19 protein-coding genes are annotated in these 23,581 nt (G+C 74.1%); 11 read left to right on the top strand and 8 right to left on the bottom strand.

What is annotated here, in order from left to right:
- The first annotated feature begins 50 nt into the window (after nt 1-50).
- The 8 genes from ACFVGO_RS22700 (at nt 51) to ACFVGO_RS22665 (ending at nt 10,128) form a co-directional block, all read left to right on the top strand.
- Nucleotides 51-3,197: a hypothetical protein gene (locus ACFVGO_RS22700; RefSeq protein WP_380633647.1), complete on the top strand. Its 3,147-nt coding sequence runs from the start codon at nt 51-53 to the stop codon at nt 3,195-3,197.
- Between the two features lie 122 nt (nt 3,198-3,319).
- Complete coding sequence (locus ACFVGO_RS22695) at nt 3,320-3,742, top strand: hypothetical protein (RefSeq protein WP_380633645.1); 423 nt, start codon at nt 3,320-3,322, stop codon at nt 3,740-3,742.
- Nucleotides 3,739-4,578, top strand: coding sequence for a nucleotide exchange factor GrpE (locus ACFVGO_RS22690; RefSeq protein WP_380633643.1), 840 nt, complete (start codon nt 3,739-3,741; stop codon nt 4,576-4,578). Before ACFVGO_RS22695 ends, ACFVGO_RS22690 begins: the two co-directional genes overlap by 4 nt.
- A gap of 31 nt (nt 4,579-4,609) precedes the next feature.
- The gene (locus tag ACFVGO_RS22685) at nt 4,610-7,186 is read left to right on the top strand and encodes an Hsp70 family protein (protein ID WP_359905467.1); all 2,577 of its coding nucleotides are present in this window, start codon (nt 4,610-4,612) and stop codon (nt 7,184-7,186) included.
- Complete coding sequence (locus tag ACFVGO_RS22680) at nt 7,183-7,551, top strand: hypothetical protein (protein WP_359905469.1); 369 nt, start codon at nt 7,183-7,185, stop codon at nt 7,549-7,551. Before ACFVGO_RS22685 ends, ACFVGO_RS22680 begins: the two co-directional genes overlap by 4 nt.
- Nucleotides 7,552-7,650: 99 nt before the next feature.
- Nucleotides 7,651-7,890: a chaplin gene (locus ACFVGO_RS22675; RefSeq protein ID WP_359905472.1), complete on the top strand. Its 240-nt coding sequence runs from the start codon at nt 7,651-7,653 to the stop codon at nt 7,888-7,890.
- Nucleotides 7,891-7,983: 93 nt separating this feature from the next.
- Entirely contained in the window at nt 7,984-9,615 is a 1,632-nt protein-coding gene (locus ACFVGO_RS22670) for an AMP-binding protein (RefSeq protein WP_359905474.1), read from the top strand.
- Between the two features lie 81 nt (nt 9,616-9,696).
- Nucleotides 9,697-10,128, top strand: a complete 432-nt coding sequence (locus tag ACFVGO_RS22665; RefSeq protein ID WP_359905476.1) for an SRPBCC family protein — start codon at nt 9,697-9,699, stop codon at nt 10,126-10,128.
- A gap of 45 nt (nt 10,129-10,173) precedes the next feature.
- On the opposite strand, the gene ACFVGO_RS22660 is transcribed toward ACFVGO_RS22665, so the two are convergent.
- Genes ACFVGO_RS22660 through lxmK form a run of 3 tightly spaced genes read right to left on the bottom strand, consistent with a single transcriptional unit; the run spans nt 10,174 to nt 13,475 of the window.
- Nucleotides 10,174-11,187, bottom strand: coding sequence for an LLM class flavin-dependent oxidoreductase (locus ACFVGO_RS22660; RefSeq protein WP_380633640.1), 1,014 nt, complete (start codon nt 11,185-11,187; stop codon nt 10,174-10,176).
- 10 nt (nt 11,188-11,197) lie between these two features.
- Entirely contained in the window at nt 11,198-12,250 is a 1,053-nt protein-coding gene (locus tag ACFVGO_RS22655; RefSeq protein ID WP_380633638.1) for a T3SS effector HopA1 family protein, read from the bottom strand.
- Between the two features lie 52 nt (nt 12,251-12,302).
- Nucleotides 12,303-13,475 carry a class V lanthionine synthetase subunit LxmK gene (gene lxmK, locus ACFVGO_RS22650; RefSeq protein WP_380355071.1) on the bottom strand — a complete coding sequence of 391 codons (1,173 nt, stop codon included), beginning with the start codon at nt 13,473-13,475 and terminating at the stop codon, nt 12,303-12,305.
- A 300-nt stretch (nt 13,476-13,775) separates the two neighbouring features.
- Here lxmK and ACFVGO_RS22645 point away from each other — a divergent pair, with 300 nt between their 5' ends.
- Both ACFVGO_RS22645 and ACFVGO_RS22640 read left to right on the top strand, forming a co-directional pair.
- Nucleotides 13,776-13,943, top strand: a complete 168-nt coding sequence (locus ACFVGO_RS22645; protein ID WP_380633635.1) for a hypothetical protein — start codon at nt 13,776-13,778, stop codon at nt 13,941-13,943.
- A 175-nt stretch (nt 13,944-14,118) separates the two neighbouring features.
- Nucleotides 14,119-14,280 (top strand): hypothetical protein, encoded by a 162-nt coding sequence (locus ACFVGO_RS22640; protein ID WP_380633633.1) that lies wholly within the window; start codon nt 14,119-14,121, stop codon nt 14,278-14,280.
- Nucleotides 14,281-14,345: 65 nt separating this feature from the next.
- On the opposite strand, the gene ACFVGO_RS22635 is transcribed toward ACFVGO_RS22640, so the two are convergent.
- The 5 genes from ACFVGO_RS22635 to ACFVGO_RS22615 all read right to left on the bottom strand — a co-directional run bounded on the left by ACFVGO_RS22635 (nt 14,346) and on the right by ACFVGO_RS22615 (nt 20,300).
- A complete protein-coding gene (locus tag ACFVGO_RS22635; protein ID WP_380633631.1) occupies nt 14,346-16,784 on the bottom strand; it encodes a LuxR C-terminal-related transcriptional regulator in 2,439 nt (812 codons plus the stop codon).
- Between the two features lie 49 nt (nt 16,785-16,833).
- The gene (locus ACFVGO_RS22630) at nt 16,834-17,475 is read right to left on the bottom strand and encodes a TetR/AcrR family transcriptional regulator (protein ID WP_380355060.1); all 642 of its coding nucleotides are present in this window, start codon (nt 17,473-17,475) and stop codon (nt 16,834-16,836) included.
- Between the two features lie 243 nt (nt 17,476-17,718).
- Complete coding sequence (locus ACFVGO_RS22625) at nt 17,719-18,120, bottom strand: YccF domain-containing protein (RefSeq protein WP_380355058.1); 402 nt, start codon at nt 18,118-18,120, stop codon at nt 17,719-17,721.
- A gap of 177 nt (nt 18,121-18,297) precedes the next feature.
- Nucleotides 18,298-19,266, bottom strand: a complete 969-nt coding sequence (locus tag ACFVGO_RS22620) for a helix-turn-helix domain-containing protein (RefSeq protein WP_380355055.1) — start codon at nt 19,264-19,266, stop codon at nt 18,298-18,300.
- Between the two features lie 23 nt (nt 19,267-19,289).
- Complete coding sequence (locus tag ACFVGO_RS22615; RefSeq protein WP_380633628.1) at nt 19,290-20,300, bottom strand: helix-turn-helix domain-containing protein; 1,011 nt, start codon at nt 20,298-20,300, stop codon at nt 19,290-19,292.
- A 199-nt stretch (nt 20,301-20,499) separates the two neighbouring features.
- Here ACFVGO_RS22615 and ACFVGO_RS22610 point away from each other — a divergent pair, with 199 nt between their 5' ends.
- Nucleotides 20,500-23,247 (top strand): helix-turn-helix transcriptional regulator, encoded by a 2,748-nt coding sequence (locus ACFVGO_RS22610; RefSeq protein WP_380355050.1) that lies wholly within the window; start codon nt 20,500-20,502, stop codon nt 23,245-23,247.
- Nucleotides 23,248-23,581 lie beyond the last annotated feature (334 nt).

Genomic DNA, 23,581 nt, shown 5'->3' with positions numbered 1-23,581 from the left:
TGTCTGTCTGGCTGGGTGGGCTGGGTTTTGCTGGGTTTGGTGGGGGTTTGGTGGGGGGGGGGGGGGGGGCGGAACCTGGGGGGGGGGCTGCGGCGGGCGGTGGGGTTGTTTTTGTTGGGGCCCCCGACTGGCGCCCCGCCAGGGTCCGGCTCGGCGCCGCCCTGCTCGCCGCCGGCCAGGCCGAACAGGCCGAGCCGGTCCTGCGCGCCGAGGCCGACACCGAACCCGGAAGCCGCTGGACCGCCGTCGCCGCCTTCCACCACGGCCTCGCCCGCGCCCGCGCCGACGACCCGGCCGGCGCCCTCGCCCGCTGGGAATCGCTCGACGACGAGGACCTGGGCCCCCGCCGGGCCCTGGCCCGCGACCGGCTCGCCCGCACCCGCCTGGCCACCGACCCGACCGCCGCCCGCGAACTCTGGCAGCAGGCCACCGCCGAGCACCCGGCCGCCCCCGGCTACCGGGCCGCCCTGCGCGAAGCCGCCCTGCGCGAGGCCGCCCACCTGCTGGTCACCGGCCGGGACCACGCCGAACCGCGCGCCCGCGCCGCCGCCGCGCTCGCCCTCGCCGACACCCTGCCCGGCGCCCTCACCCACCGCCAGGCCCGGCTGCGGGCCGCCCTCGCCCTGGCCGAGGGCACCCCGGAGCCGGTCACCGCCCTGCTCGACGCCGGCAGCGGCCTGCGCGACCGCTACCACCTGGCCGCCGTCGCCCTGCTGGCGGGCCGCCCGGCCCGGACGATCGCCCTGCTCGGCCCGCCCGACCCGGCCGGCGACCCGGCGACCGCCCGACTGCGCGCCCTGCTCGCCGAACGGGCCGGCAACTGGGCCGCCGCACTGGACTGGTACCGGTACTTCCTGGCCTCGGGCACGGCGGCGGGCGCGGCACCCACCGGCGACTGCGCGCTCTGCGACCGCCCCGCCGCCGGCACCTGCGGCGGCTGCGGCCGCGAGGCCTGCACCGACCACCAGCACACCCCCGAGGCCGCAGGCTCGGCCCGCTGCGTGCGCTGCGCCGCCCCCGCCCTGCGCGCCGTCCTCGACTGCGCCCGCCGGGCCGGCACCCCGGAAGAAGCCGAACCCGTGCTCGCCCGCTGGGCCGAGGCGCTCGGCGAGGGCGAAGCCGCCGCGCCCGTCCGGCTCGACCTGGCCCTGCTGCGCGCCGAACTCGGCCGGCTGGACGACGCCCTGGCCGGCCTGCCCGCGGACGCCGGGACGGCCCGCGCCGCCGTCCTGGTCCGCCGGGCGGGCGCCGCCCTCGCGGCCGGGCGGCTCGGCCCGGCCGCCGTCGACCTGCGCCAGGCGCTCCGACTCGCCCCCGGACACGAGCTGCCGGGCCGCGAGCGGGCGGCCGGCGCGCTCGTCCTGCTGGCCGAGCACGAGGCGCACCAGGCCGCCCTCGACGGCCGCCACCGCGAGGCCTGGGAGGTCTACCGCGAGCTGCTGGTCAAGGACCCGGCCCACCCCCGGCTGCTGCACGCCCTCGGCCTGGCCGGCTACCGGCTCGCCGCCGCCGCTGCCTCCGGCACCCCTGATGCCCCTGATACCCCTGGCGTCCCCGAGGTCCCCGAGGTCCCCGACGCCCCCGGCGAAGAGGTCTGGGCCTGGACGCTCGGCTGCCTGGTCGCCGCCCTGCACCAGCCCGAGCTGTGGACCGAGTCCGCCCGGATCACCGGCCGCACCGCCGAACCCCAGCGGCTGGCCGCCGCCCGCGCCGCCCTGCTCGACCGCCTCCGCGACGACCTGCGCGCCCTGGACCGGGCCGCCGGACGCAGCGGCGACGAGGTCACCGCCTGGACGCTGCGCCTCGGCATGGAGGCGCACTGCGCGGACGCCTTCGCCCAGGAGGACATCCGGATCACCCTGCCCGGCCGCCCGGCCCGCCGTCTCGCGCTCGGCCCCGCCCTCGAAGGGCTGCTCCGCGACGACCCCGAACTCCCGGGCTGGGCCGAGGCCTTCGAACAGGCCGTACGGGCCTGGCGGCGACCCGCCGGCCCCGACGCGCCCGCGCCCACCCGGGCCCTCGGCCTGTTCGGCGACCTCGGCGCGCAGCGCTACCTGCAGCTCCAGGGCCGGCAGGCCGCCGCCGTCGCCGCCCTGGACGCGGTGCCCGAACAGCGGCGCGGCGAGGACTGGCAGTCGCTGCTCGGCGAGTCCCTGGTCAGCCAGGCCCGCGAGCACCACCGCAACCAGGACTGGCGCGAGGCCCTGGAGAGCCTCACCCGCGCCCGGTCCGTCCCCGGTGCCAGGCTGCCCGCCGACGCCGCCGCCATCGCCGCCGAGTCCGGCCTGCGAGCGGCCCGCGCGCTGCTCAAGAACAACCTGGACGACCAGGCCGGGGCCGCCGAACTCCTGGAGAAGGCCCTGGCGTTGGCCCCCGACGACCCCGAGGTGCAGGGCGACCTCGGTGCCACCTACGCCCAGTGGGCGCGCAAGATCAACAACGAGGACAAGGACTACCCCCGCGCCCTCGCCCTGCTGGAGAAGAGCCTGGAGCTGGCACCCGGCGACCCGACCGCCCGCCACTTCCTGGAGGCCGCCCTCGGCAACCGGGCCGGCCAGCTCAGCCATGCCGACGCCACCGACGCGGAACTCGTGGAGGCCGCCGAAGCCTGGCGGGCGCTGATCGAACTCAACCCCGATCCGGACCACCGGCTCGGCCTCGCCTTCGTGCTGCGCCAGCTCGCCCGCTCGGCCGCCTTCGCCGACGACCGCCGGCGCGCCGTCGAGTGGATGGCCGAGGCGCTGCGCGCCGACCCGGAATGGGAGGGCGGGGTCGAACAGGAGGCCCCGCGCCGGGTCTCGGTGATGCTCGCCAACCACGTGGTGGACGGCATGGAGGACCAGCCGTTCACCGACCAGGCCGCGATGCTCCAGAAGGCCAGGTCCTACGACGACTCCACCGACATCCGCCGGCTGATGGTCAGCGTCTGGCGCGGCAAGGCCATCAGCCACTACGAGGGCCGCCGCTACCGCGCGGCGATCCGGCTGCTGGAAGAGGCGCTCGAACTGTCCGGCACCGCGGAGGACACCGACAAGCTGCGCCGCGAACTCGGCATCGTCTACGGCTCCTTCGCCGTCCAGCAGGCCAATGCCCGGAAGCTGCGCGAGGCCCGGGACCTGGCCCGCAAGGCCGTCGAGTACAGCCCGGACGACGTCGAGCTGCACGTCATGCAGCGGCGGATCAACTCGCTCTACTGACGGCAACCGCAGGGAAGTTGGCGTCGTCCTAGACCGTACGCCGCAGACCGCAGACCGCAGGCCGCCACCCGGGCCGCCGCCCCGAGCCGTCCCCGACACCGTGAGGAGAGAGACCGCCCGCCATGCCACTGAACGAACCGTCGCCGTACGAGGTCCTGGGCATCCCGCTCACGGCCGGCGTGCGCGAGATCAACCTCGCCGTCGGACCGGCGATGCGGGCCGGCCGGTACACCCGCCAGCAGATCCAGGAGGCCGCCGCGCTGCTGCGCAACCCGGACCGGCGCCTGGAGGCGGACCTCCAGCAGCCCCTCCCGCCCGAGCCGGTCGACCAGGCCGCCGAGCTGCTCGCCCCCGCGCTCGCCGAGCCGCTGCTGGTGATCGAGCGCCCACCGCTGCCGCCGGCCGCCCTGCCCGCCCTCCACCGCGCCGAGCTGGCCGCCGACTTCGCCGAGCCCGCTCCCGGCGGCGCCGACCCCGAACCGCCCATCCCCGCCCGCTATGCGGCGGACCTGTCCGTGCTGCCGCAGATCGAGGTTCCCGAATGACCGACGCACCCACTCACGTACCTACTGATGCTCCCACTCTCGCGCCCGCCGCAGACCCGCTCGACGGCCGCCGGCGGCTGGAGATCCCGCCCGGCGTCGAGGACGTCGACCTGGAGCAGGCGTTCGGCCGGCTGCTCTTCCGGGCCTCGCTGCTGGGGAGCAAGCTGACGGAGCAGAAGCAGGCCGCCCGGGCCGAGCAGCGCGAACTGCTGGGCATCCTGGTCGAGGTGGACGACGCGCTCGCCGCCCTCGGCCTGGACCGCGAGCTGGTGGCGCTCGGGCGCGGCGCCGGACTGGAGGCCACCCGGCGGCGGCTGCTCGGGCAACTCGCCAAGGCCAGGGTGCGGCCGATGCGGCTGGAGGGCATGACGGCGGACCCGGACCTGACCGAGATCGTGGGCACCGAGCCCCGCGCCGGGGTGGCGCCGGAAACGGTGGTGCGGACGGTGGTGACCGGGTTCTTCTGGGGGGACGAAGTGCTGCGCCGGGCCCAGGTGGTGGTCGCCGCGCCGGAGCCGGATCCGCGGCCGGAGCTCGGGGACGGGCCGGTGGGGGCCGCGGCGGAGGACTTCCCGCCGCCGCTCCCGGAGCCGGAGCTGCCCGAAGCCACCGAGGTCACCGAGGCCACCGAAGCCGCCGGGACCGCCGCACCCGCCGAGCCCGAGGCGCCGGACACGCCCGGGGCCGCCGAGGCCGTCCCGCCCGCCATCGCCGCCGCGTTCGCGACCGCGCCCGCCGCCGTCGACCCGATCACCCGGGCCCAGCCCAAGGCGGCCCCGCCCCGGGCCCGCCGCCGGGGCAAGGCCGTGGCCAAGCAGGCCAAGCGCAAGAAGTAGCCAGGACCACGAGGGGCAAGAGGGGAACGACATGTACCGCACACTCGGCATCGACCTGGGCACCACCAACTCCGTGGTCGCCCACCTGCGCCGGGGCGAGCCGGAGATCATCTTCAACCGGCAGAACCAGGAGGCCACGCCCTCCGTGGTCGGCAGCGGCCGCAAGGGCGAGCTGCTGGTGGGCTCCACCGCGCGCAGCCGGATCGCCGTCGACGGCGTCAACGTGATCCGCTCGGTCAAGCGCTTCATGGGCCGCAAGTTCAAGGACCCGCAGGTGCAGGCGGCCCTGAAGGAGGTGGACTACAAGGTCACCGCGGGCACCGACGGCGACGTCAACGTCTGGTTCAACGGCCGCTCGTACACTCCGATCGAGATCTCCGCGATCATCCTGCACCGCCTCAAGGAGGACGCCGAGCAGCGCTTCGGCGAGCCCTTCCACCGCGCCGTCATCACCGTCCCCGCCTACTTCGGCGAGCGGCAGGTCGCCGCCACCCAGGAGGCGGGCCGGATGGCCGGCCTGCACGTGCTGCGGATCATCAACGAGCCGACCGCCGCCGCCCTCGCCTACGGCATCACCTCCGAGGCGGGCGACGAGGGGCGGACCGTCCTGGTCTACGACCTCGGCGGCGGCACCTTCGACATCTCCATCCTGCTGCTGGTGCCCGGCTCGGTCTCGGTACTCGGCATCGAGGGCGACAACCTGCTCGGCGGCGACGACTTCGACCGCGGGATCACCACCGCGCTGCTGGAGGACATCCGCGAGGAGTACGGCGCGGAGTACCAGCCCGACCTGCGCGACCGTCCGAAGATCGCCGCCACCGCCGAGACCATCAAGATCGAGCTCTCCAACCAGGAGTCCTCCGAGGTCATCCTGCCGGGCCTGGGCGCTGGGCAGCTGGTGCTGGAGACGGAGTTCGAGCGGGCCCGCTTCGAGGAGCTGATCGAGGCCCGGATCGAGCGCACCATCGAACTGACCCACAAGGCCATCATGCAGGCCAACCTGACGGTCGGGGACATCGACGAGGTGGTGCTGGTCGGCGGCTCGACCGCGATCCCGCTGGTCGCCCGCCGGCTCGGCGAGGTATTCGGCCCGCGCCGGATCCGGCGCGGCGTCAACCCGATGCAGTGCGTGGCGCTCGGCGCGGCCGTCCAGTCCGCGCTGGTCGGCGAGGTGGAGTGCCCCGAGTGCCGGGCCCCCGGCGACCTGTCCGCCTCCAACTGCGCCAACTGCGCCACCACCCTGCTCGGCGGCGCCCGGGTCTCCTGCCCGACCTGCCACATCCCGGTCGACGCCGACGCCGCCGCCTGCCCCAAGTGCGAGCGGGCGCTGGACGGTTCGGGCGCCACCGGGTCCGGTGCGACGGTCCCGCAGCAGACCCGGGCCACCGCCGTGGTGCACGGCGGCAACTGCCCGCGCTGCGGCACCCCGGCCGCCCCCGGCGTCACCGCCTGCGAACTGTGCGGCGAGCCGCTCAACTCGGCCGCCCCCGGCCACACCAAGGTGGCCGGCACCGCCGCCGAGGACGTGGGCCTGCGCTGCGCCTCCTGCGGCCTGGTGAACCCGCCCGGCTGCGAGGTCTGCCCGGGCTGCGGCGAGCTGGCGCAGGTCACCAACCCGTTCGACATCACCCCGAAGAACCTCGGCATCGAGCTGAACGACGGCCGCCTCGCCGTCATCATCCCCAAGAACACCAGCTACCCGACGAGTTCGCCGGTCAGCCGGGAGTTCGTGGTCTCCGGCAGCGGTCGGCAGCGGCTGGAGATCGCGGTCTACGAGGGCGAGCACGAGATCGCCCAGCAGAACGAGTTGATCGGCCACCTCACCCTGCGGCTGCCCGAGGGCCTGGGCGGCCGCACCCCGGTGGAGGTCTCCTTCGGCCTCGACCGGGACCGCACCATCACCCTGTCGGTGCGGATCCAGGGCGGCGCCGAGAAGACCGTCAAGCTGGAACGGGTCACCCTCGACCCCGAGTTGAAGGTGCAGGTCGAGGAGCAGCAGCGGCAGATCGAGTCCTTCACCGACCGCTGGGGCGGCGAGCTGACCGAGGCCGAGATGCGCGAGGCGCAGCGGCTGATGGACAGCCTGGACGACCTGGCGGCCGGGCAGACCCGGGGCCGGTCGGTGGACGCGGCGCTGGAGCGGGCCCAGCAGCAGCTCAAGGCCCAGCGCTGGGTGCGCGGTTCGGAGGCGTACCTGAGCCTGTTCATCCACTACTGCGAGAAGCACCTCGATCCGAGCGACCTGGACCAGTTGCGGTCGGTGGCCGCGGAGCTGCGGCTGCGCCGTGAGGCCGCCGACTGGGAGGGCGCGGTGCGCGCGGCCCAGCGGGCGGACGAGCTGTGCGACGCGCTCGGGCACACCATGCGGATGCTGACCATGTGCAACGTCTACGTGACCCAGAACATGGTCTCGCCCGCCCTGGGCCAGCTGATCATGGCCGAGCTGCGCGGGCTGGACGAGGCGGTGGAGGCGCCCAACATGGCGGAGGTCAACACCCACATGTCGAATCTGCTGGCCCTGTACGCGCAGGCGCAGCGGGAGCTGGGCAGCGAGCCGGCCCAGGAGTCGCTCGGCCCGGTCCGCCCGGAGGAGGCGGGGCCGCGATGAGCGCCGTGGACGCCTTCCCGCAGGTGCCGGAGGTCCCGGCGGCCCCGGGGGTCCAGGGGATCCCGGTCGCGCCCGAGGTGCCGTGCCCGCTGTGCAGGGTCCCGGCGGATCCGCAGACCCTGCGCTGCCCCTCCTGCCGGGAGGACCTGTCCGTGCTGTTCCGGCTGCGTTACGCCGGACGGATCGACTACAACCGGGCGCTGGACGCCCTGGCGGCCGGGAACGAGTCGCTCGCCCTCGGCCTGCTGCACCGCGCGGTGGCGGCCGAGCCGGGGTTGTATCCGGCCCGGGAGCTGCTGGAATCGCTGAACGTCGCCGCTCCCGCGGTGGCGGCGCGGGTGGGGCGGGAGGCCGACACGCCCTAGGACGGGGCAATCCGGCGTGCGGAGGAGCTGATCGCTTGTGATCGTGGGCGAGGTGTGATCGTCACACTTCGACCCGCTCTGCTCACAAGGAGTGACGCAATGCGTATGCGTACCACCTTCGCCGCCGCCGCCCTCGCCGCCACGGCGGTCCTCGCCGGCGCCGGCACCGCCTCCGCCGGCGAGGCCACCGCCAACGGTGCCGCCATCGGCTCGCCCGGCATCCTGTCCGGCAACGTGATCCAGGTGCCGATCAACCTGGAGGCCAACGTCTGCGGGAACTCGATCGGCATCATCTCGCTCCTCAACCCGGTCACCGGCAACACCTGCATCAACAAGTGACCCCGTGCGCACCCCCGTTCGGGGGTGGCGGCGCGGGGCCGGGGCCCGCGACCATGGTCCCCGTCCCGCACCGCCGTCCCCAGGAGCCAGCCCGTGCCGACCACGCCGACCCCGCGCAGCTACGCCTCCGGCACCTCGGACGTCCCGCTGCTCGGCGACACCATCGGGGAGAACCTCGACCGCGCGGTGCGCGCCTTCCCCGGGCGCGACGCCCTGGTCGACCGGGCCACCGCCCGCCGCTGGACGTACGCCGAACTCGCCGCCGACGTCGACGCCCTGGCGCTCGGACTGCTGGAGCTCGGGATCGCCAAGGGGGACCGGGTCGGCATCTGGGCCCCCAACTGCGCCGAGTGGACGCTCACCCAGTACGCCACCGCCAAGCTCGGGGCGATCCTCGTCACGGTCAACCCTGCCTACCGCTCGCACGAGTTGGAGTACGTGCTCAACCAGGCCGGCATCCGGCTGCTGGTCGCCGCCGAGCGCTTCAAGACCTCCGACTACGCCGGGATGATCGAGGAAGTCCGCCACCGCTGCCCGGAGCTGGAGCGCGTCCTGCTGCTCGGCAGCCCCGCCTGGGAAGTCGTGACCGCCACCGGCAGGCGGGCCGACCCATCCCGACTCGCCGAGCGTCAGCGCGAGTTGGCCCCCGACGACCCGATCAACATCCAGTACACCTCCGGGACGACGGGCTTCCCCAAGGGCGCGACGCTCTCGCACCACAACATCCTCAACAACGGCTACTTCGTCGGCGAGCTGCTCAACTACACCGAGCAGGACCGGATCTGCATCCCGGTGCCCTTCTACCACTGCTTCGGCATGGTGATGGGAAACCTGGCCGCCACCTCGCACGGCGCCTGCACGGTCATCCCCGCCCCCTCCTTCGAGCCCGGCGCCACCCTGGCCGCCGTCGCCGCCGAACGCTGCACCTCGCTGTACGGGGTGCCGACCATGTTCATCGCCGAGCTGGCCGACCCGGACTTCGACCGCTACGACCTCGGCAGCCTGCGCACCGGCATCATGGCCGGCTCGCCCTGCCCGAGCGAGGTGATGAAGGAGGTCATCGGCCGGATGGGCATGACGCAGGTGTCCATCTGCTACGGCATGACCGAGACCTCGCCGGTCTCCACCCAGACCCGGGTCGACGACCCGGTCGAGCGCAGGGTCGCCACGGTGGGCCGGGTCGGCCCGCACCTGGAGGCCAAGGTGGTCGACCCGGCCACCGGCCGCACCGTCCCGCGCGGCGAACCCGGCGAGCTGTGCACCCGCGGCTACTCCGTCATGCTCGGCTACTGGGGCGAGCCCGAGCGCACCGCCGAGGCCGTCGACGCCGCCCGCTGGATGCACACCGGGGACCTCGCGGTGATGGACGAGGACGGCTACCTCGCCATCACCGGCCGGATCAAGGACATGGTGATCCGCGGCGGCGAGAACCTCTACCCGCGCGAGATCGAGGAGTTCCTCCACGCCCACCCGGACATCCTCGACGTCCAGGTCATCGGCGTCCCCGACACCAGGTACGGCGAGGAGCTGATGGCCTGGATCCGGATGCGGGAGGGCGCCGAGCCGCTCACCGCCGAGACCGTCCGCGCGTACTGCGCCGGCCGGCTCGCCCACTTCAAGATCCCGCGCTACGTGCACGTGGTCGAGGAGTTCCCGATGACGGTCACCGGGAAGATCCGCAAGGTCGAGATGCGGGCGGAGGCCCAGCGGATCCTGGGGCTGTAGACCCCACGCCCCGGCCCGGGCGCCCCTCCGCCCGGGCGCGTCCGGGGAGCGCGGTGGCCCGCCCGGCGGGAGAGTGTGATCATGCCCCTCGACGTCACAGTGGAACGCCTGATCCCCCTCCCGCCCGCCACGGTCGCCGCCTACGCGATGGACTGGCGCCACGACCCCGAGTGGACCCAGGGCATCCGCGACGCCACCCTCACCCGGGAGGCCGACACCGGCGGCTTCGGCGCGGGCGCCGAGATCACCCGGACCGCCCGCTTCCTGGGCCGGACCTTCTCGTACGTGCTGCGGGTGGCACGCCACGACCCGCCGACGCTCCTCGACATGGTCTCCGTCGCCGGACCGATGCCCATGCGCGTAACCTGCACCTTCGAGCCCACCCAGGCCGGCACCTTCGCCCGCATCCGCGTCCGCGGCGGCTTCCGCCTGACCGGCCCGCTGCTGTCCCACCGGGTGCGCACCGCGCTCACCGCGGACCTGCGCGCCCTGGAGGGACGGCTCACGGGGTGACCGCCCTCCCGTACGGACCTGCGCTTCCCCTCCCGCCGCGGGCCCTCAGGGGGTGTGCCTCAGGGACCGGTCCGGGGTGCCGCCCTCCAGGATCTCCCGCAGGTCGGCGACCGCCGCCGGGACGCCGTAGGACTCCGCGACAGCGACCGGGTTGATCACCACTTCGTCGATACCGGCCTCGAAATGGCGCTCGATGCCCGCCCGGATCTCCCGGAGACCGCCGAACAGGAAGACGCCCTCCTCGACCAACTCCCGGGCGGACGAGACCGGGTCGGACACATCGAGGTCCAGACCCGCCCGGCGCAGCATGTCCACGTAGTGGGGCGCGCACAGATGAAATCTGGTCCCGCGCTGGGCGAGCACCATCGCATTGCGCCCCGGCCGGTCCAGCACGGCATGGACGACGGTGACGATCCGCGGCCGCTCCCGCCCGGCGTCGCGGGCGCCCTTCTCCAGGGCCGGAGCCAGGACGTCCCGCACATAGGCGGGCGGCGTCAGCCAGGTGATCGCCGTGTCGGCCACCGAACCCGCCGCCCGGGCCATGCCGGGGCGCAGCACACCCGCGCCGACCTCCGGCGGCGCGGTTCCGGCCGGCGCCGACATCCTGGGCAGCACCACCCCGCGCATCGGGAACAGCGGCCCCGAGTGGTGGTCCAACCGCCCCTCGTGCAGCAGCCGGCGCAGGACGTCCAGGTACTCCGCCACCGCCGCCGCCGGACGGGCGTAGGGCGCGCCGCGCAGCGCGGCCACGAAGCCGGGCTCGCCCGCCCCGTAACCCACCACCGGCGGATGGCCCGTCAGCGCGCCGAGCGTGCGGGCCTGCACGGCCGCGTCGTACGGATGCCGGAGCGCCGTCAGCGCCACGGACAGGCCGACCGGGATCCGGTAGCCCGCACCCGCCAGATACGCCAGCACATGATGCGACTCCAACGCCACCGACTGGCCCAGCCAGAGCCGCGCGGCGCCCCCCTCCCGGACCAGCTCGGCCAGCGGCAGGACATCCCGTGGGTCCTGGACCTGGACGGGATACAGCACCGAGACCTTGCGCGAACTCGTCATCCCCGCCACCTCAGACCAGCACTTCCGCATCCGGCACATCCGCATCCGGCACGGCCGGTGCCGGCAGGGCCGGTGCCGGCAGGGCCGGCGAACCGAGGTTGCGGGCCGGCTGGGCGGGGGACGCCGACGCCTCGCGCAGGGCCTGGGCGACCTGCTCCTCCAACGGCGGGCCCGCCGGATCGGTCGCACGGCGCACGACACCGTCGGCGACCGCCGCCGCCCGGTGCTGGCCGAAGCTGCGCCCGCCCCAGCCGTCCCGCTCGTCGCGCGGCTCCCAGGCGAGCGCGACACCGGGGCGCAGCGGGGAGGCGAAGACCGACGCGTCCCCGGCGACTCCCGGAAGGCCCGCCACGGCGTCCGCGAGCACCGGCGCGACGGCCGCGTCCGCGGCGCCGAGGTACACCACCACGGCGTCCCGGCGCGGATACGTCCACGGACGGGACAGCACCTTCGCCCGGTACCGCACACCCAGGCCAGCCAGCCGCTCCAGCAGTGCCCGCCACACCGGCGGGGCGGCACCGGGTTCCGCCAGGTGCACGTACAGCCGCAGCACCTCGCCGGACCGGACCGGCGAACCGTCGGGCCCGTCGACCAGCAGGAAGCCGGGCGACAGCGCCGGACGCACCGCCGGAAGCTCGACCACGCAGGGCCGGCCGACGGCCGGCGGCCCGTCCGAGCGCACCGCGCCGGGCCGCACGCCGACCAGCACCCGGCCCAACTCGACCCGCACCGGACCGTCCGCCCCGCCGTCGGCGGCCTCGACCGGCGAGCGGAGCACACCCGCCGCGACGGTCCGGGTGTGGCCGGTGGCCGCGATCAGCTCGCGCTCGAAGGTCTCGCTGCGCCGCGGCATCCGGGCCGGGCCCTCCTGGCGCACGATGCCGGCGTGCCAGCGTTCGTACAGCAGGCCGGCCAGCGCCGAGCGCAGTTCGCCCCAGGTGTCCGCGGCGACCACCAGGTCGTCGTCGACCTCGACCCGCGGCGTGCCGTCGGTGATCCGCAGGCCGCCGAGCGCCGCGCGCAGGGCCGGGGAGAGCGGGGCCGGGGAATGCTGATGGGACACGATCGTCTCCTGATCCCGTTGTCGATCCGTACGAGTGGGCGTGGGCCCGCGGTCAGTCCTGGACGAGGCCGAGCACCTCGGCGGACCGGAGCGGGTCGAGCAGCGCGTTGCGGCCCACCCCGGCGGCCCCGCGGAGGACGGCGGTGAGGCGGTGGGTGAGGGCCGCCGTGGCGATCGTGCGCTCGAACAGGTGCCAGCCCGCGTACCGGGTCACCCGAGCGGTGAACTGCCTTTCGTCGGCGGCGGGTTCGGAGCGAACCCGGCGGTAGCCGGACCAGAACGCGGCGATCTGCGGACGCACCGCGTCGAGCTGCTCGGCGCCGCTGCGCATCAGCGCCTCGTGGACCTCGGCGGGCGGGACCGGGGTGTCCGGCCCGAGGCCCGCGAACATTCCGACGGCCGCCCGGTGGAGCCATTGCCCGACGTACGCGCCGACGTCCCGGGCCGGGTCGGCGATCCGGAACTCCTCCCAGTCCGTCAGGTACAGGTCGTCGCCGGACAGCAGGAACTGGTCGAGCCGCAGGTCGCCGTGGATCGGCACCGCGGGCGCGGCCGCGCTCGACCCGGCCAGTTCCCGCAGGGCGGCCCGCACCCGCTTGTCGTGCTGCAGCATCGACCACACCTCCAACTCGCCCCCGCTGGCGGCGGCGTAGTCCTCGGCGGTCAGCTCGGCCAGCCGGGCGGTGGACCCTTCCCGCCCTCCGGTGGCGGGTTCGGGCAGGTCGGCGGGGTGGACCGGCATGCGGTGCAGTTCCGCGAGCGCCAGGCCGGCCCGGTGCGAGAGCGCGGCGTCGAAGCGGCCCTGATCGGCGAGCAGGTTGCCCGGCACCGCGTCGACCAGGCGCTCGTGCACCAGCAGCAGGGCCCCGGGGTCGGCGCCGAGGAAGGCCGGCGAGTGCCAGTGCTCCGGAGGGCGACCGGCGGCCAGCACCTGTTCGAACGCGCGGGCCCGGTCGAAGCGTTCGGCGGCGAGCGGCTGCGCGAGCCGCTTCACGAACACCTCCCGGCCGTCGGCGGTCGGGCCCGCCCAGTTGTCGTTCCGTCCGGGCCGGCTGATGGGCGTCCGGTCCGCGAACGGTGCCACGCCCAGGCGTTCGAGAGCCTGGACGACATCGGGGACGTGGTCGAGTGGAACCGGTGCGAAGACGCCGGTGGGGTCCGTGGCGGGGACCGGCCCCGTCGGCGTTCCGGCCGTGTCCCGGATCGCGGTGATCGTCGCTGCCATGGGAGCCACGGTAGGCGGCGGCATCCCCTGACGGGCAGCCGCACGGTCCTGCCGGGCACGGCCCGCGGCGGGGGTGGCAGGGCCCTGCCGGACGGGGTCGTGCGCCGCACGTCCCTGCCGGACGGCGGGCGCAACGGTGAGGTTCCGACCGGACGTCGGACGTGCCGGCAGGGAACTGGCGGGAGATCCGGATTCGCCTTCCCGGGGGCGCAGTTGTCTGCCTCTGGGCGGGTGGGGGAGGCGGCTGGTGTGCTGATGGTGCTGCAACCGGCAGCGGATGTGTGAGCGAATGGAGTCAGCATGGACAGCAGTGACCTGATGGGTGGTTACTCCGCCTACACCACGCCGGGTGCGGCGCGGAACGACCTGGTGTCGATCCCCGACGGGACGGAGGGGTTCACGCCCGTCGTCACCTTCATCTCGGTGGTCTCGATCATCGTGAGCCCGGCCACCATGTCCCTCCTGTAGGAGGGGCGCTCCGAGCGTCCGGCTCGGGCCCCCACGGCACGGACCCCGTGCCGCCGCGATCCCGTGCCGGCCGGGCTCCGCGCCCCGTACAGCCCGCCTACCTGACCGAGCCCGAAGGGGCGGGGTCCCCGTGGCGCTGCAACCGGCAGCGGATGTGTGAACGAATGGAGTCAGCATGGACAGCAGTGACCTGATGGGTGGTTACGCCGCCTACACCACGCCGAATGCGGCGCGGAACGACCTGGTGTCGATCCCCGACGGGACGGAGGGGTTCACGCCCGCGATCACGATCTCGATCTCGGTGCTGGTCACCGTCATCGTGAGGGGTTGCAACTGAGCGTTCGGCTCCGTGTCGTGGCGCCGGCACGGGCTTCGGGCCGTGCCGGCGGCGGCGTTCGGCGCTCAGCGCTCCCGGGGGGTCGACGCGGTGCGGTGGACCCAGCCGGCGATCGCCACCCGGGAGGAGCAGCCGAGCTTGCGCATGGTCTCGCGGATGTGGTTCACCACGGTCCATTCGGAGATGGTCAGTTGCCGGGCGATCTGCTTGTTGCTCAGGCCCTCGGCGATCAGCCGGGCGACCTCGCTCTGACGGGGCGTCAGTACCGCGTCGGCGGACGGCTCGGCCGCCGCGGCCCGGGGGGACACGGCGGGCCGGTCCGGAACGGATTCCGGCGGGTCGCCGGGCGCCCGCGCGGCGACGCAGCCGAGCGCGAAGTCACGTATCAGGTCCGGGAGTTCGACCACTGAACCGGCCGCCATGGCGGCGAGCGACCCGCGGTCGCCGAGCAGCAGCCGCCGCTCGACCCGGCCGACGGTGAAGTCGGGTTCCGTCGGGTCGTCGAGCAGGTGGCGCCGGACGGTGTGGAAGCAGCCCAGCGCCCGGGCGACCGCGGCGGCGCGCGCGGCGGGGCCCGGCAGCAGCGGGCTGCCCATCAGGGCGAGGAGCGCGCCGAGCGCGGCCGGGGCTCCGAGCGGGCGCAGCGTGGCCAGTGCGCGGTCGAGGTAGTTGGTCGAGTCGGCCGCTCGTCCCGCCGCCGCCGCGAACGCGCTCAAGTGCAGCAGCGCGAGGCCGGCGACCAGGTTGTCCCGGGCCTGGATGGCCTCGGCGAGCGCGCGGGTGGCGAGCGCGGCCGCGGTGCCCGCGGAGCGGTGGAGGAACTCGGCCAGCGCGGCGTCGAGCAGCCGGCGACGGGCCAGATGGCCGCCGTCGGCGCCCGGTTCGATGGCCCGGTGCAGCAGCGCGAGCCCCTCGTCCGGGCGGCTCGGAGTGATGGCGATCCCGCGCAGGTGCGTGATCCTGACACTGAACCCGCCGTCCGCCGGGGCCTCGTGTCCCGCGTCGCCGGGCCGAACCCCGTCGAGGATGGCCAGCGCCGCTTCCGGCTCGTCGTTGCGGACGGCGGCCTCGGCCAGCAACAGGGCCACCCGCCGCCGGCTGTCCCGGTCGGCGTCCGGGCCGCCCAGCGAGGCCAGTCCGGCGGGCCAGTCGAACGGGGTGCCGATCGCGTAGTGGTACACCCGGGACAGCTCGGCGAGGTCGAGCGCCTCTTCCGCGAGCCCGGCGGCGACCAGTGTGTCGAGCGCCCGGCGGATGTTCCCCTCCTCGCTGCGGAACGCGATGATCCCCCCGGCTTGCGGGCCGCCCGTCATGAGGCGGACGGTGGATCCGGCCAGCCGGGCGTGGTGCCGGGCGTGGGCGAGCCGGACGTCCTCCAGCCCGTTCGCCGACTCAGCCGTCTGCTTGTCCGATCGGTACGACCAGCGGCCGAAGGAGAGGTGCAGCCGGGTACGGGTGTAGCCGTCGAGACGGCCCGAGGGAAGCGCGGAGAGGCTGAGCAGGTGCCGGCCGAGCAGTGACTCCAGGGCGGCCGGGTACTCGTCGAGGCCGACCCCGGAGATCTGCCGGAGCGACTCGGGTCCCGCGCCGCCGCTGAACACGCGGGCGCAGGCGAGCAGTCGGCGTCCGGCGTGGCTCAGGCCGCGCAGCGCCTCGGGTTCGGTGTCGTCCGGGCCGTACGCGTCCAGTAACCGGGCGAGGCCGTCGACGGCGTGCCGGGGCCGGTCCGGAAGCGCTCCGGCCCGGGGGGACTGGCCGTCGAGCGCGGCCCAGAGGACCTCCGGCCCCTCCAGGGCCGCGATCCGTGCGGCCAGGCCGATCGCCCCGGGGTTGCCGTGGAGTTCCACGCAGGCGCGGGCGACGGCCAGTTGGTTGTGGCGCTCGACCTGGAAAGCGGGGTTGAAGGCGCGCAGGCAGGCCACGAAGAGCTCGACGGAGGGCACCGAGGCCAGCGCCTCGACGTCGATGGCGCAGCAGTCCAGCGGCACCGGGAGCGGGGGAACGCTCCGGTGTGCGAAGCCGTCCTGCGCCACCGGCCGGCGCGCGGTGACCAGGGCCTTGACGCCCGTCCCGGCCAGCGCCCGGGCCAGCCGGGCCAGGACCTGCCGGTCGGGGTCGCGTCGCGCGCCGTCCAACAGCAGCACGGACGGGGCGTCCTCGGATTCGCGGGTCCGGGTGATCCAGCGGCGCAGGCCGTCCGCCCAGCCGTCCCCGGGCGCCGGCGCGATCCGGCCGATCGTTCCGCCGGTGCGGGTCCGATGGGCGAGCGCGACCTCCTCGGCGAGCCGGCTCTTGCCGATCCCCGGCGCCCCGGACAGCAGCACGCCGTCGACGTCCGGCCGTTCGAGCACGGCCAGTACCTCGGCGAGCTCGCCCGCCCGCCCGACCGTCTCCACCGGGAACGGGCCGGTGACGGCGGGCGGTCGGGCGACGGTCGGCGGTCCGGTCCCGGACAGCCGGTCGGCCGCCGTCGCTGCCGCGACGGCGAAATCAGCGGACGTCATACGCGTCTCCAGAACGTGCCGGCGCGGTGGGTGACCCGGCCGTGTGGGTTCACTGCGACGGGCCGGTCGGCTCGGGCGTCGCGCCGGTGGCGCGCATCGGCCCGGCCGGCCTGGGGTGATGCTCGATCAGATCAGTTGTCGGGCACGGGAGTTGGTACATCGCAAGGATCCGGCGGCGGATCGGCTCCAGTGGGTACTGGTCGGCGTAGATGACGAGTTTGACCGTCACGCCTTCCAGCAGGCTGCGGAGCATGATCCCCTCCAGATGGGGGTCCTCGGCGCCGCGGGCGTGGAACAACTCGCGGAGCCGCTCCTCCAGTTCGGCGAGCAGCCGGTCCTTCCTGGCCTCCGCCGCCGCGTACAGCTGATGCGTCCCCGGATCGATCATGAGGCCCAGGGCCATCTGCTGGATGTGACGCGTGCGGTGGGCCGCCAGCAGTGCGCGGTCGATGATGGCGGACAACCGCTCGTCCGGAGTGCCCTCGACGTCCAGGACTTGGTGGACGCCCTCCAGGTAGCGGTCCAGCAGCTCGTCCGCGAGTGCGTGCTTGGTCGGGAAGTAGTAGCTGATCAGCCCGCGCGAGACACCTGCCAGCTCGGTGATGTCGGAGACGGTGGCCTGATGGAAGCCCTTCCTGGCCAGGACGTCGATGGCGGCGGTGACGATCCGCTCGCGGGAGGCTTCCCGCAACCGGGCGTTGACAAGAGGTGAGCGAGGTGACACGCGGGCTCCAGGGCTTCGGCCGCCATGGCGGTTGACTGTACAGACATCCAGTCAACGGGACCAGACCGCTTGCTCGTTCGCCCTGGAAGTACTTTCGACGAGCAGGTTCACCCCTCCGCCTCCGCCCGGCGCCGCCACGGGCCCGACCGGCGCAAACAGCGATGGCCGACGAGGATCTCCGTCCTCGCCGGCCATCGGTGCTCGTGGCGGTTACCGCGCGCCCCACTCCTGGTCGGTCGGCACGATCTCGCGGCCGAGCGGCATCAGCGAGATCGGGATCATCTTCAGGTTGGCCCAGCCGAAGGGGATGCCGATGATCGACAGGAACAGCGGGATGCTGGTGATCAGGTGCCCGATCGCCAGCCACCACCCGGCGAAGACCAGCCAGATGACGTTCCCCACGCACGACGCCGGCCCGGCGTCCGGCCGTTCCACCGCGGTGCGCCCGAACGGCCACAGGATGAAGCCGGCGAGCCGGAACGAAGCAATGCCGAACGGGATCGTGACGATGAGTACGCAGCAGATGATTCCGGCGAGCGTGTAGGCAAGCGCCATCCAAATGCCGCAGAAAATCAACCAGATGACATTGAGGATGAACCTTATTGCGCTCATGCTTGGTACCTTCTCACGACCGATGGCGTTGCCCTACGACCGTGCCATGCCCGCTGGTGGGCGTGTCTACGCCCTTAGGGGTTGTTCCTCAGGGTCCGGTCCGGGCTGAAGCCTCGGGTGGGGATTTCTTCGGATTCGGCTTCGAGTGGCAGCGCGGAGCCCTTCGAAGGAGACGAATCAGCCGTTCCGGCGCATGTGATGGGCGCCGGCCTGCCAGTCACGCGGCGTTATGCCGTAGGCCGCGCGGAAGGCGCGGGTGAAGTGGCTGGAGTTGGCGAAGCCCCAGCGCCGGGCGATCCCCGCCACCCCGAGCTCCCCCGCCATCGGCCGGAGCAGGTCCCGGTGGCAGCGCTCCAACCGCTGGGTCCGGATCCACCCGCCGACCGTGGTGCCCCCCTCCTGCTGGAACAGCTTGTGGAGGAAGCGGACGGACATGAAGTTCGCCGCCGCGATCGTGGACGGTGACAGGTCCGGATCGCGGAGGTTGCGCAGGATGTACTCCTTGACCCGCTCGAAGGAGGCCGCTGTCCGTGAACCCTGCGGCCGGGCGCGCCCGGCCCGGTCGTCGACGAACAGCGCCAGCAGGTCGAGTGCCGTGGCCGCGGCCCGGCGCCCGACGGCCTCGTCCAGCTCCGCCGCCTCGTTCGCCATCCTCGACAGGTAGTCCGTCAGCAGCGCGGCGCTGCCCTCGGCGCCGCTGAACGCCGTGGCGGTGAGTGCCCGCAGGTCCTTCTCCCGCACATCCAGGTCGGCGCGGGCGAAGTGGAAGGAGGTGAAGACGAACTCCTCCTCCATCCTCGTCCGGAAGACCCGGGAGGTGTCGGTGATGGAGAACCCGCCGGGCCGGATGAGCGTCTCCCTGCCGTCCTGCTCCTTGAGGGCGGTGCCCCGTTCCTGGAGGCTGAGGACGAGCGTCGGCGAGTCGCCGTCGGCGATCAGGCGCCTGCAGCGGGTCGCCATCTGGGGCCCGGCCTGGACCCTGGAGATCCGCAGGCAACCCAGTCGGTCGCCGACGATCTCCCCGGGCGACGGCTCCTCCTCCAGGAAGTCCACGGTCATCGGCACGAAGGTGCGGGACACGGCGTCCCGCCAGCTCTCCGCCCGGTCGGAGGCGGACAGCGACGCGGTGGATAGAGAGGCGGACATCGGGTTCCCCTCGGGTCGATCGGTCACCGGGACACCCGGCCCCGGGGGGCCCGCGGCTCGGACGGCCCGGTGCCGCCGCGGGTGTCGCGCCACTGGCTCGGTGAGACGCCGTACGAGGCACGGAAGAGCCGGCTGAAGTGGGCCGGATCGGCGAAGCCCCACCGCTGCGCCACGCCGGAGACCGTGCTGTCGCCGCTGTCCTCGCGGGAGAGGTCCTCGGCACTCGCCTGGAGCCGGCGGCGCTGGATCAGGCGGCTGACGGTGGTCCCCTCCCCTTCGAAGAGCTTGTGGAGGGAGCGAACGGACATGCGGTGCGCGGCCGCGATCGTCTGCGGCCCGAGCACCGGATCCTTGAGGTGCCGGTCCACGTAGGCGTGGATCTCCCAGATCCGGGTGTGGCGGGAGTCCGCCGCGGCCGGCGCGTCACGGGCGGCCTGCTCGGTGACGAGGACGGCCACCAGGTCGGCGAAGTTGCACGCCAGTCGACCGGCGACGAGCGCCGGGCAGTCCTCGGCCGTCTCGACCAAGGCCAGCAGGGACTGCTTGACCAGGGCGGCCACCGGGCCGCCGGCGTCGGCCGCGGTGGCCGTCACCCGTTCCAGCTGCTCGTCGCGCACGCCGAAGGCCCGGCGGGGAAGCAGGCACACCCTGACGTCCACTCCGTCCGGGTAGTCGACCACATGGGGGGTCTCCGTGTACCAGAAGGAAACCGCTCCCGCGGGGACCTCGGCCGTCCGGCCGTCCTGCTGCACCACGGCACCGGTGGCCCCCATGACGGCGACCACGACGTACCCCTCGGCCTGCCGGGTGCCGCGGGCGATCTCTCGCAGGCCGCGGGTGAAGCGGCGAGGGCCGGCGTGGGTCGTGATGAAGAGCAGGTGCCCCAACTGCCGGGTCGTCATCCGGCCCGGGGCCGACGCAGCCTCGTACGGGGCGACCGTCACGGGCATGGCGGCGATGGAGGCGGCCCGGCTCCGGCGATGACCGGTGTTCCCGTCCTTCGGGAAACCGGCCGGGTCGGTCACGGATGTCATGGGTCCTCTCCCTTCGCTCGGTACGGCATCCAGCATGGAACACGGGATGACTTACGTCGGCGGCTGAATGACTGTGAAGCGACTGCGGGCGGTGTGTCGCCGGACACATGACTCTCAGCGCATTCCAACCGTGCAATGTGTGCACCTACACTGCAACGGTCCAGGTCAGAGCACTGGCTCAGGCACAGAGGAAGATCGGATGTCAGGCACCACACTGTTCGGCCGGGACGAGGAGCTGGCGGCCGTCGACGCACTGGTCGACGCCCTGCCCGAGCGCGGCGACGCGCTGCTGATCCACGGCGCCCCCGGGATCGGCAGGTCCGCCCTCCTGGACCACGCCGCCGCCCGGGCGCGCGCCTGCGGATTCACCGTCCTCAGGGCCTCGGGTGTCCGGGCCGAGAGCGACCTGCCGTTCGCGGGGCTGCACCAGCTGACCCACACCGTGACGGACCTCGTCGCGCGCCTGCCCACCCCCCAGGCGCGGGCGCTGCTGGGGGCCTTCGGCATGGCGGAGCCGACCCCCGGTGCCTCCGGGCCCCAGCTCTTCGTGCTGTCCCTGGCCACCCTCGGCCTGCTCGGCGCGGCGGCCGCCGAAGCCCCCGTTCTGCTGGTCGTGGACGACGCCCAGTGGCTGGACGGGCCGACCCTGGACGTCCTCGCGTTCGTCGCACGCCGCGTCGGCGCCGAACCCGTCGGCCTGCTCGTCGCCGTCCGCGAGGACCGCACGGTGTGGCGGGGCACCCCCGGCATCCGCGAACTGCGCCTCGCGCCCCTGGCGCCGGTCGCGGCCGACGCCCTGCTGGACGCCCGCCACCCCGCTCTCGCCCCGGGGACGCGCCGCCGGGTGGCGGAGCTGTCGGTCGGCAACCCCCTCGCCCTGACCGAGCTCCCGCTCACCCTGGGGGTGGACGGGGCACCCGCGGACTCCAGGGTGCTGCCGGAGCTTGCGCTCACCACCCGGTTGGAGCGCGCCTTCTCCGTTTCGCTGGCCGACCTTCCGCCCGACACGCGGCACGCGCTGCTGGTCGCGGCCACCGCCGACGACGGCGCGCTGACCGAGGTGCTCGCCGCGGCCTCGGCGCTGACGGGCACCGAGATCTCCGTACGGTCCCTGGAACCCGCCATGGCCGCGGGTCTGGTGCGCGTCGACGGGTTCCGGATCGACTTCACCCACCCGCTGGTGCGCTCCGCCGTCCTGGGCTCGGCCCCGCTCGCGGACCGTCTCACCGCCCACGACGCGCTCGCCCGCACCCTCCAGGGACAGCCCGACCGGCAGGCGTGGCACCGGGCCGCGGCCGGCGGCCGTCCCGACGAAGCGGTGGCGCGGCAACTGGACCGGGCCGCGTTCAGCGCGAAGGAGCGCGGCGCCGCCGCGGCCGCCCTGACCGCGCTGGAACGCGCCACCGCGCTGAGCGAGGTGCCGTCGGGCAGTGTGGCCCGCCTCCTCGGCGCCGCGGAGCTGCGCTTCGAACTCGGGCAGGCGGACCGCGTCTCGGAGCTGCTCCAGCAGGCCGAATCGCTGGGCCCGGACGTGCTGGAACGGGCCCGCGTGGTCCTGCTGCGCGAATGGCTGGAGTCGGAGTCCGACACGAGCACGTCCCGGATCCACCTGCTGATCGCCACGGCCGAGCAGGCCGCCGAGGCCGGCGATCCCGAACTCGCGCTGCGGCTGCTGCGCGTGGCCGCGTGGCGGTGCTGGTGGGCGGACCCGGGGCGAGAGCTGCGGGAGCGCGTCGTGACGGCCGCCGAGCGGCTACCCGTCCCGGAACTCCACCCGGACCTGGTGTGCACGCTGGCGGGGGCCGCCCCGCTGGAGGCGTCGGCGACGGTGATCGACCGGCTGCGGCGCCTCGAGCGTGAGGGCGGGTACGACGTCGTGACCGCCGCCACGCTGGCCAACGCGGCCATCATGGTGAACGGGTTCGACCAGGTCACCGGATTCGCCCGCCACGCGGCGAACGGACTGCGTCGCCAGGGGCGCCGGGGCCCGCTGACCAAGACACTGGTGCTCCTCGCCCTCGCCACCGTGCACACCGTCGACTGGGAGACCGGACTCCCGGCGGCGGCCGAGGCCGCCCGGCTGGCCGAGGAGACCGCACAGCCACGGTGGCTGACCGGTGCGCGGGTGGCGAAGGCCCAGTTCGCCGCGCTGCGCGGGGACCTGGACACCGCGCTGGTCGCGATCGGCGAGGCGGAGGGCCAGGGGCTGACCGTGGTCGACCCCTCCAAGCTCGCGTACATCCAGATCACCCGCGGCCTCATCGGCCTCGCCGCAGGCAATTTCACCGAGGCGTTCTCCTGCGTCTGGCGGGTCTTCGACCCGGCCGATCCCTCCTACCACCCGTTCATGCAGACCATGGCCATCACCGAGTTGGCCGAGGCCGCCACCAGCGACGAGCAGCGCGCCATGGCGAAGGCCGCCCTGCGACAGCTCCTCACGTCCGCCGGGACGAGCGAGGTCCAGATGATCCGGGTGAGCCTGGGATTCGCCCGGGCGCTGCTCGCCGACGACGAGCACGCCGAGGAGCACTTCCGGGCGGCGTTCGACCTGGACATGTCCCGGACCCCCTTCGTCCGCGCCCGGCTGATGCTCGCCCACGGCACCTGGCTCCGGCGGCGCCGCCGGGTGATGGAGGCCCGCACCCCGCTGCGGATCGCCCGGGAGTCCTTCGCGGCCATGGGTGTGGAGCCCTGGCGCGAGCGGGCGGCCCAGGAGCTCCGCTCGGCGGGCGAGGGCAGCAGGAGCCAAGGCCGCCCCGACCGGGACCTGCTCACGCCCCAGGAGGTCCAGATCGCCCGGCTGGCGGCGCAAGGGCTCTCCAACAAGGAGATAGGCCGGCAGCTGCACCTGTCGCCCCGGACGATCGGCACGCACCTGTACCGGACCTTCCCGAAGCTCGGGATCACCTCCCGCAGCCAGCTGAGCGAGAAGCTGGGCGCGGACTGAGCGCGACCCGTTCGCGGGGATGTTCCGGTGGTGCACGGCGACGTGACAACCTGTGCACCTTGCGGCCGCCGGGCCGGCCGGGAAGGGCGTTCGTCGTGGCCGTGCCCGGTCTCGGCGAGGGGCGCGGTCAGGCGGTTCCACCGACCGCCGCCGCTCCGGTTCACGTGGCCTAACTCCTGTGTCCTGCAGGCTATTCGGTCTTCAACCCGAGGTGTCGTCAAGGCCTTCTCCGAGGAGTGGGCGCCACTCGGGACGAGCACCGTCCGGGTCGGGCGGAGCCGCCGGAACCTCGGTTTGTTGAACGTTTGTCCAGCCGTTCCGCTCCTTGTATGAA

The organism is Kitasatospora sp. NPDC057738, from assembly GCF_042798815.1.
Taxonomy (GTDB): domain Bacteria; phylum Actinomycetota; class Actinomycetes; order Streptomycetales; family Streptomycetaceae; genus Kitasatospora; species Kitasatospora lactacystinica.
Note: the sequence above shows the minus strand (reverse complement) of the source record. Positions and strands in the feature narration are given on the sequence as shown.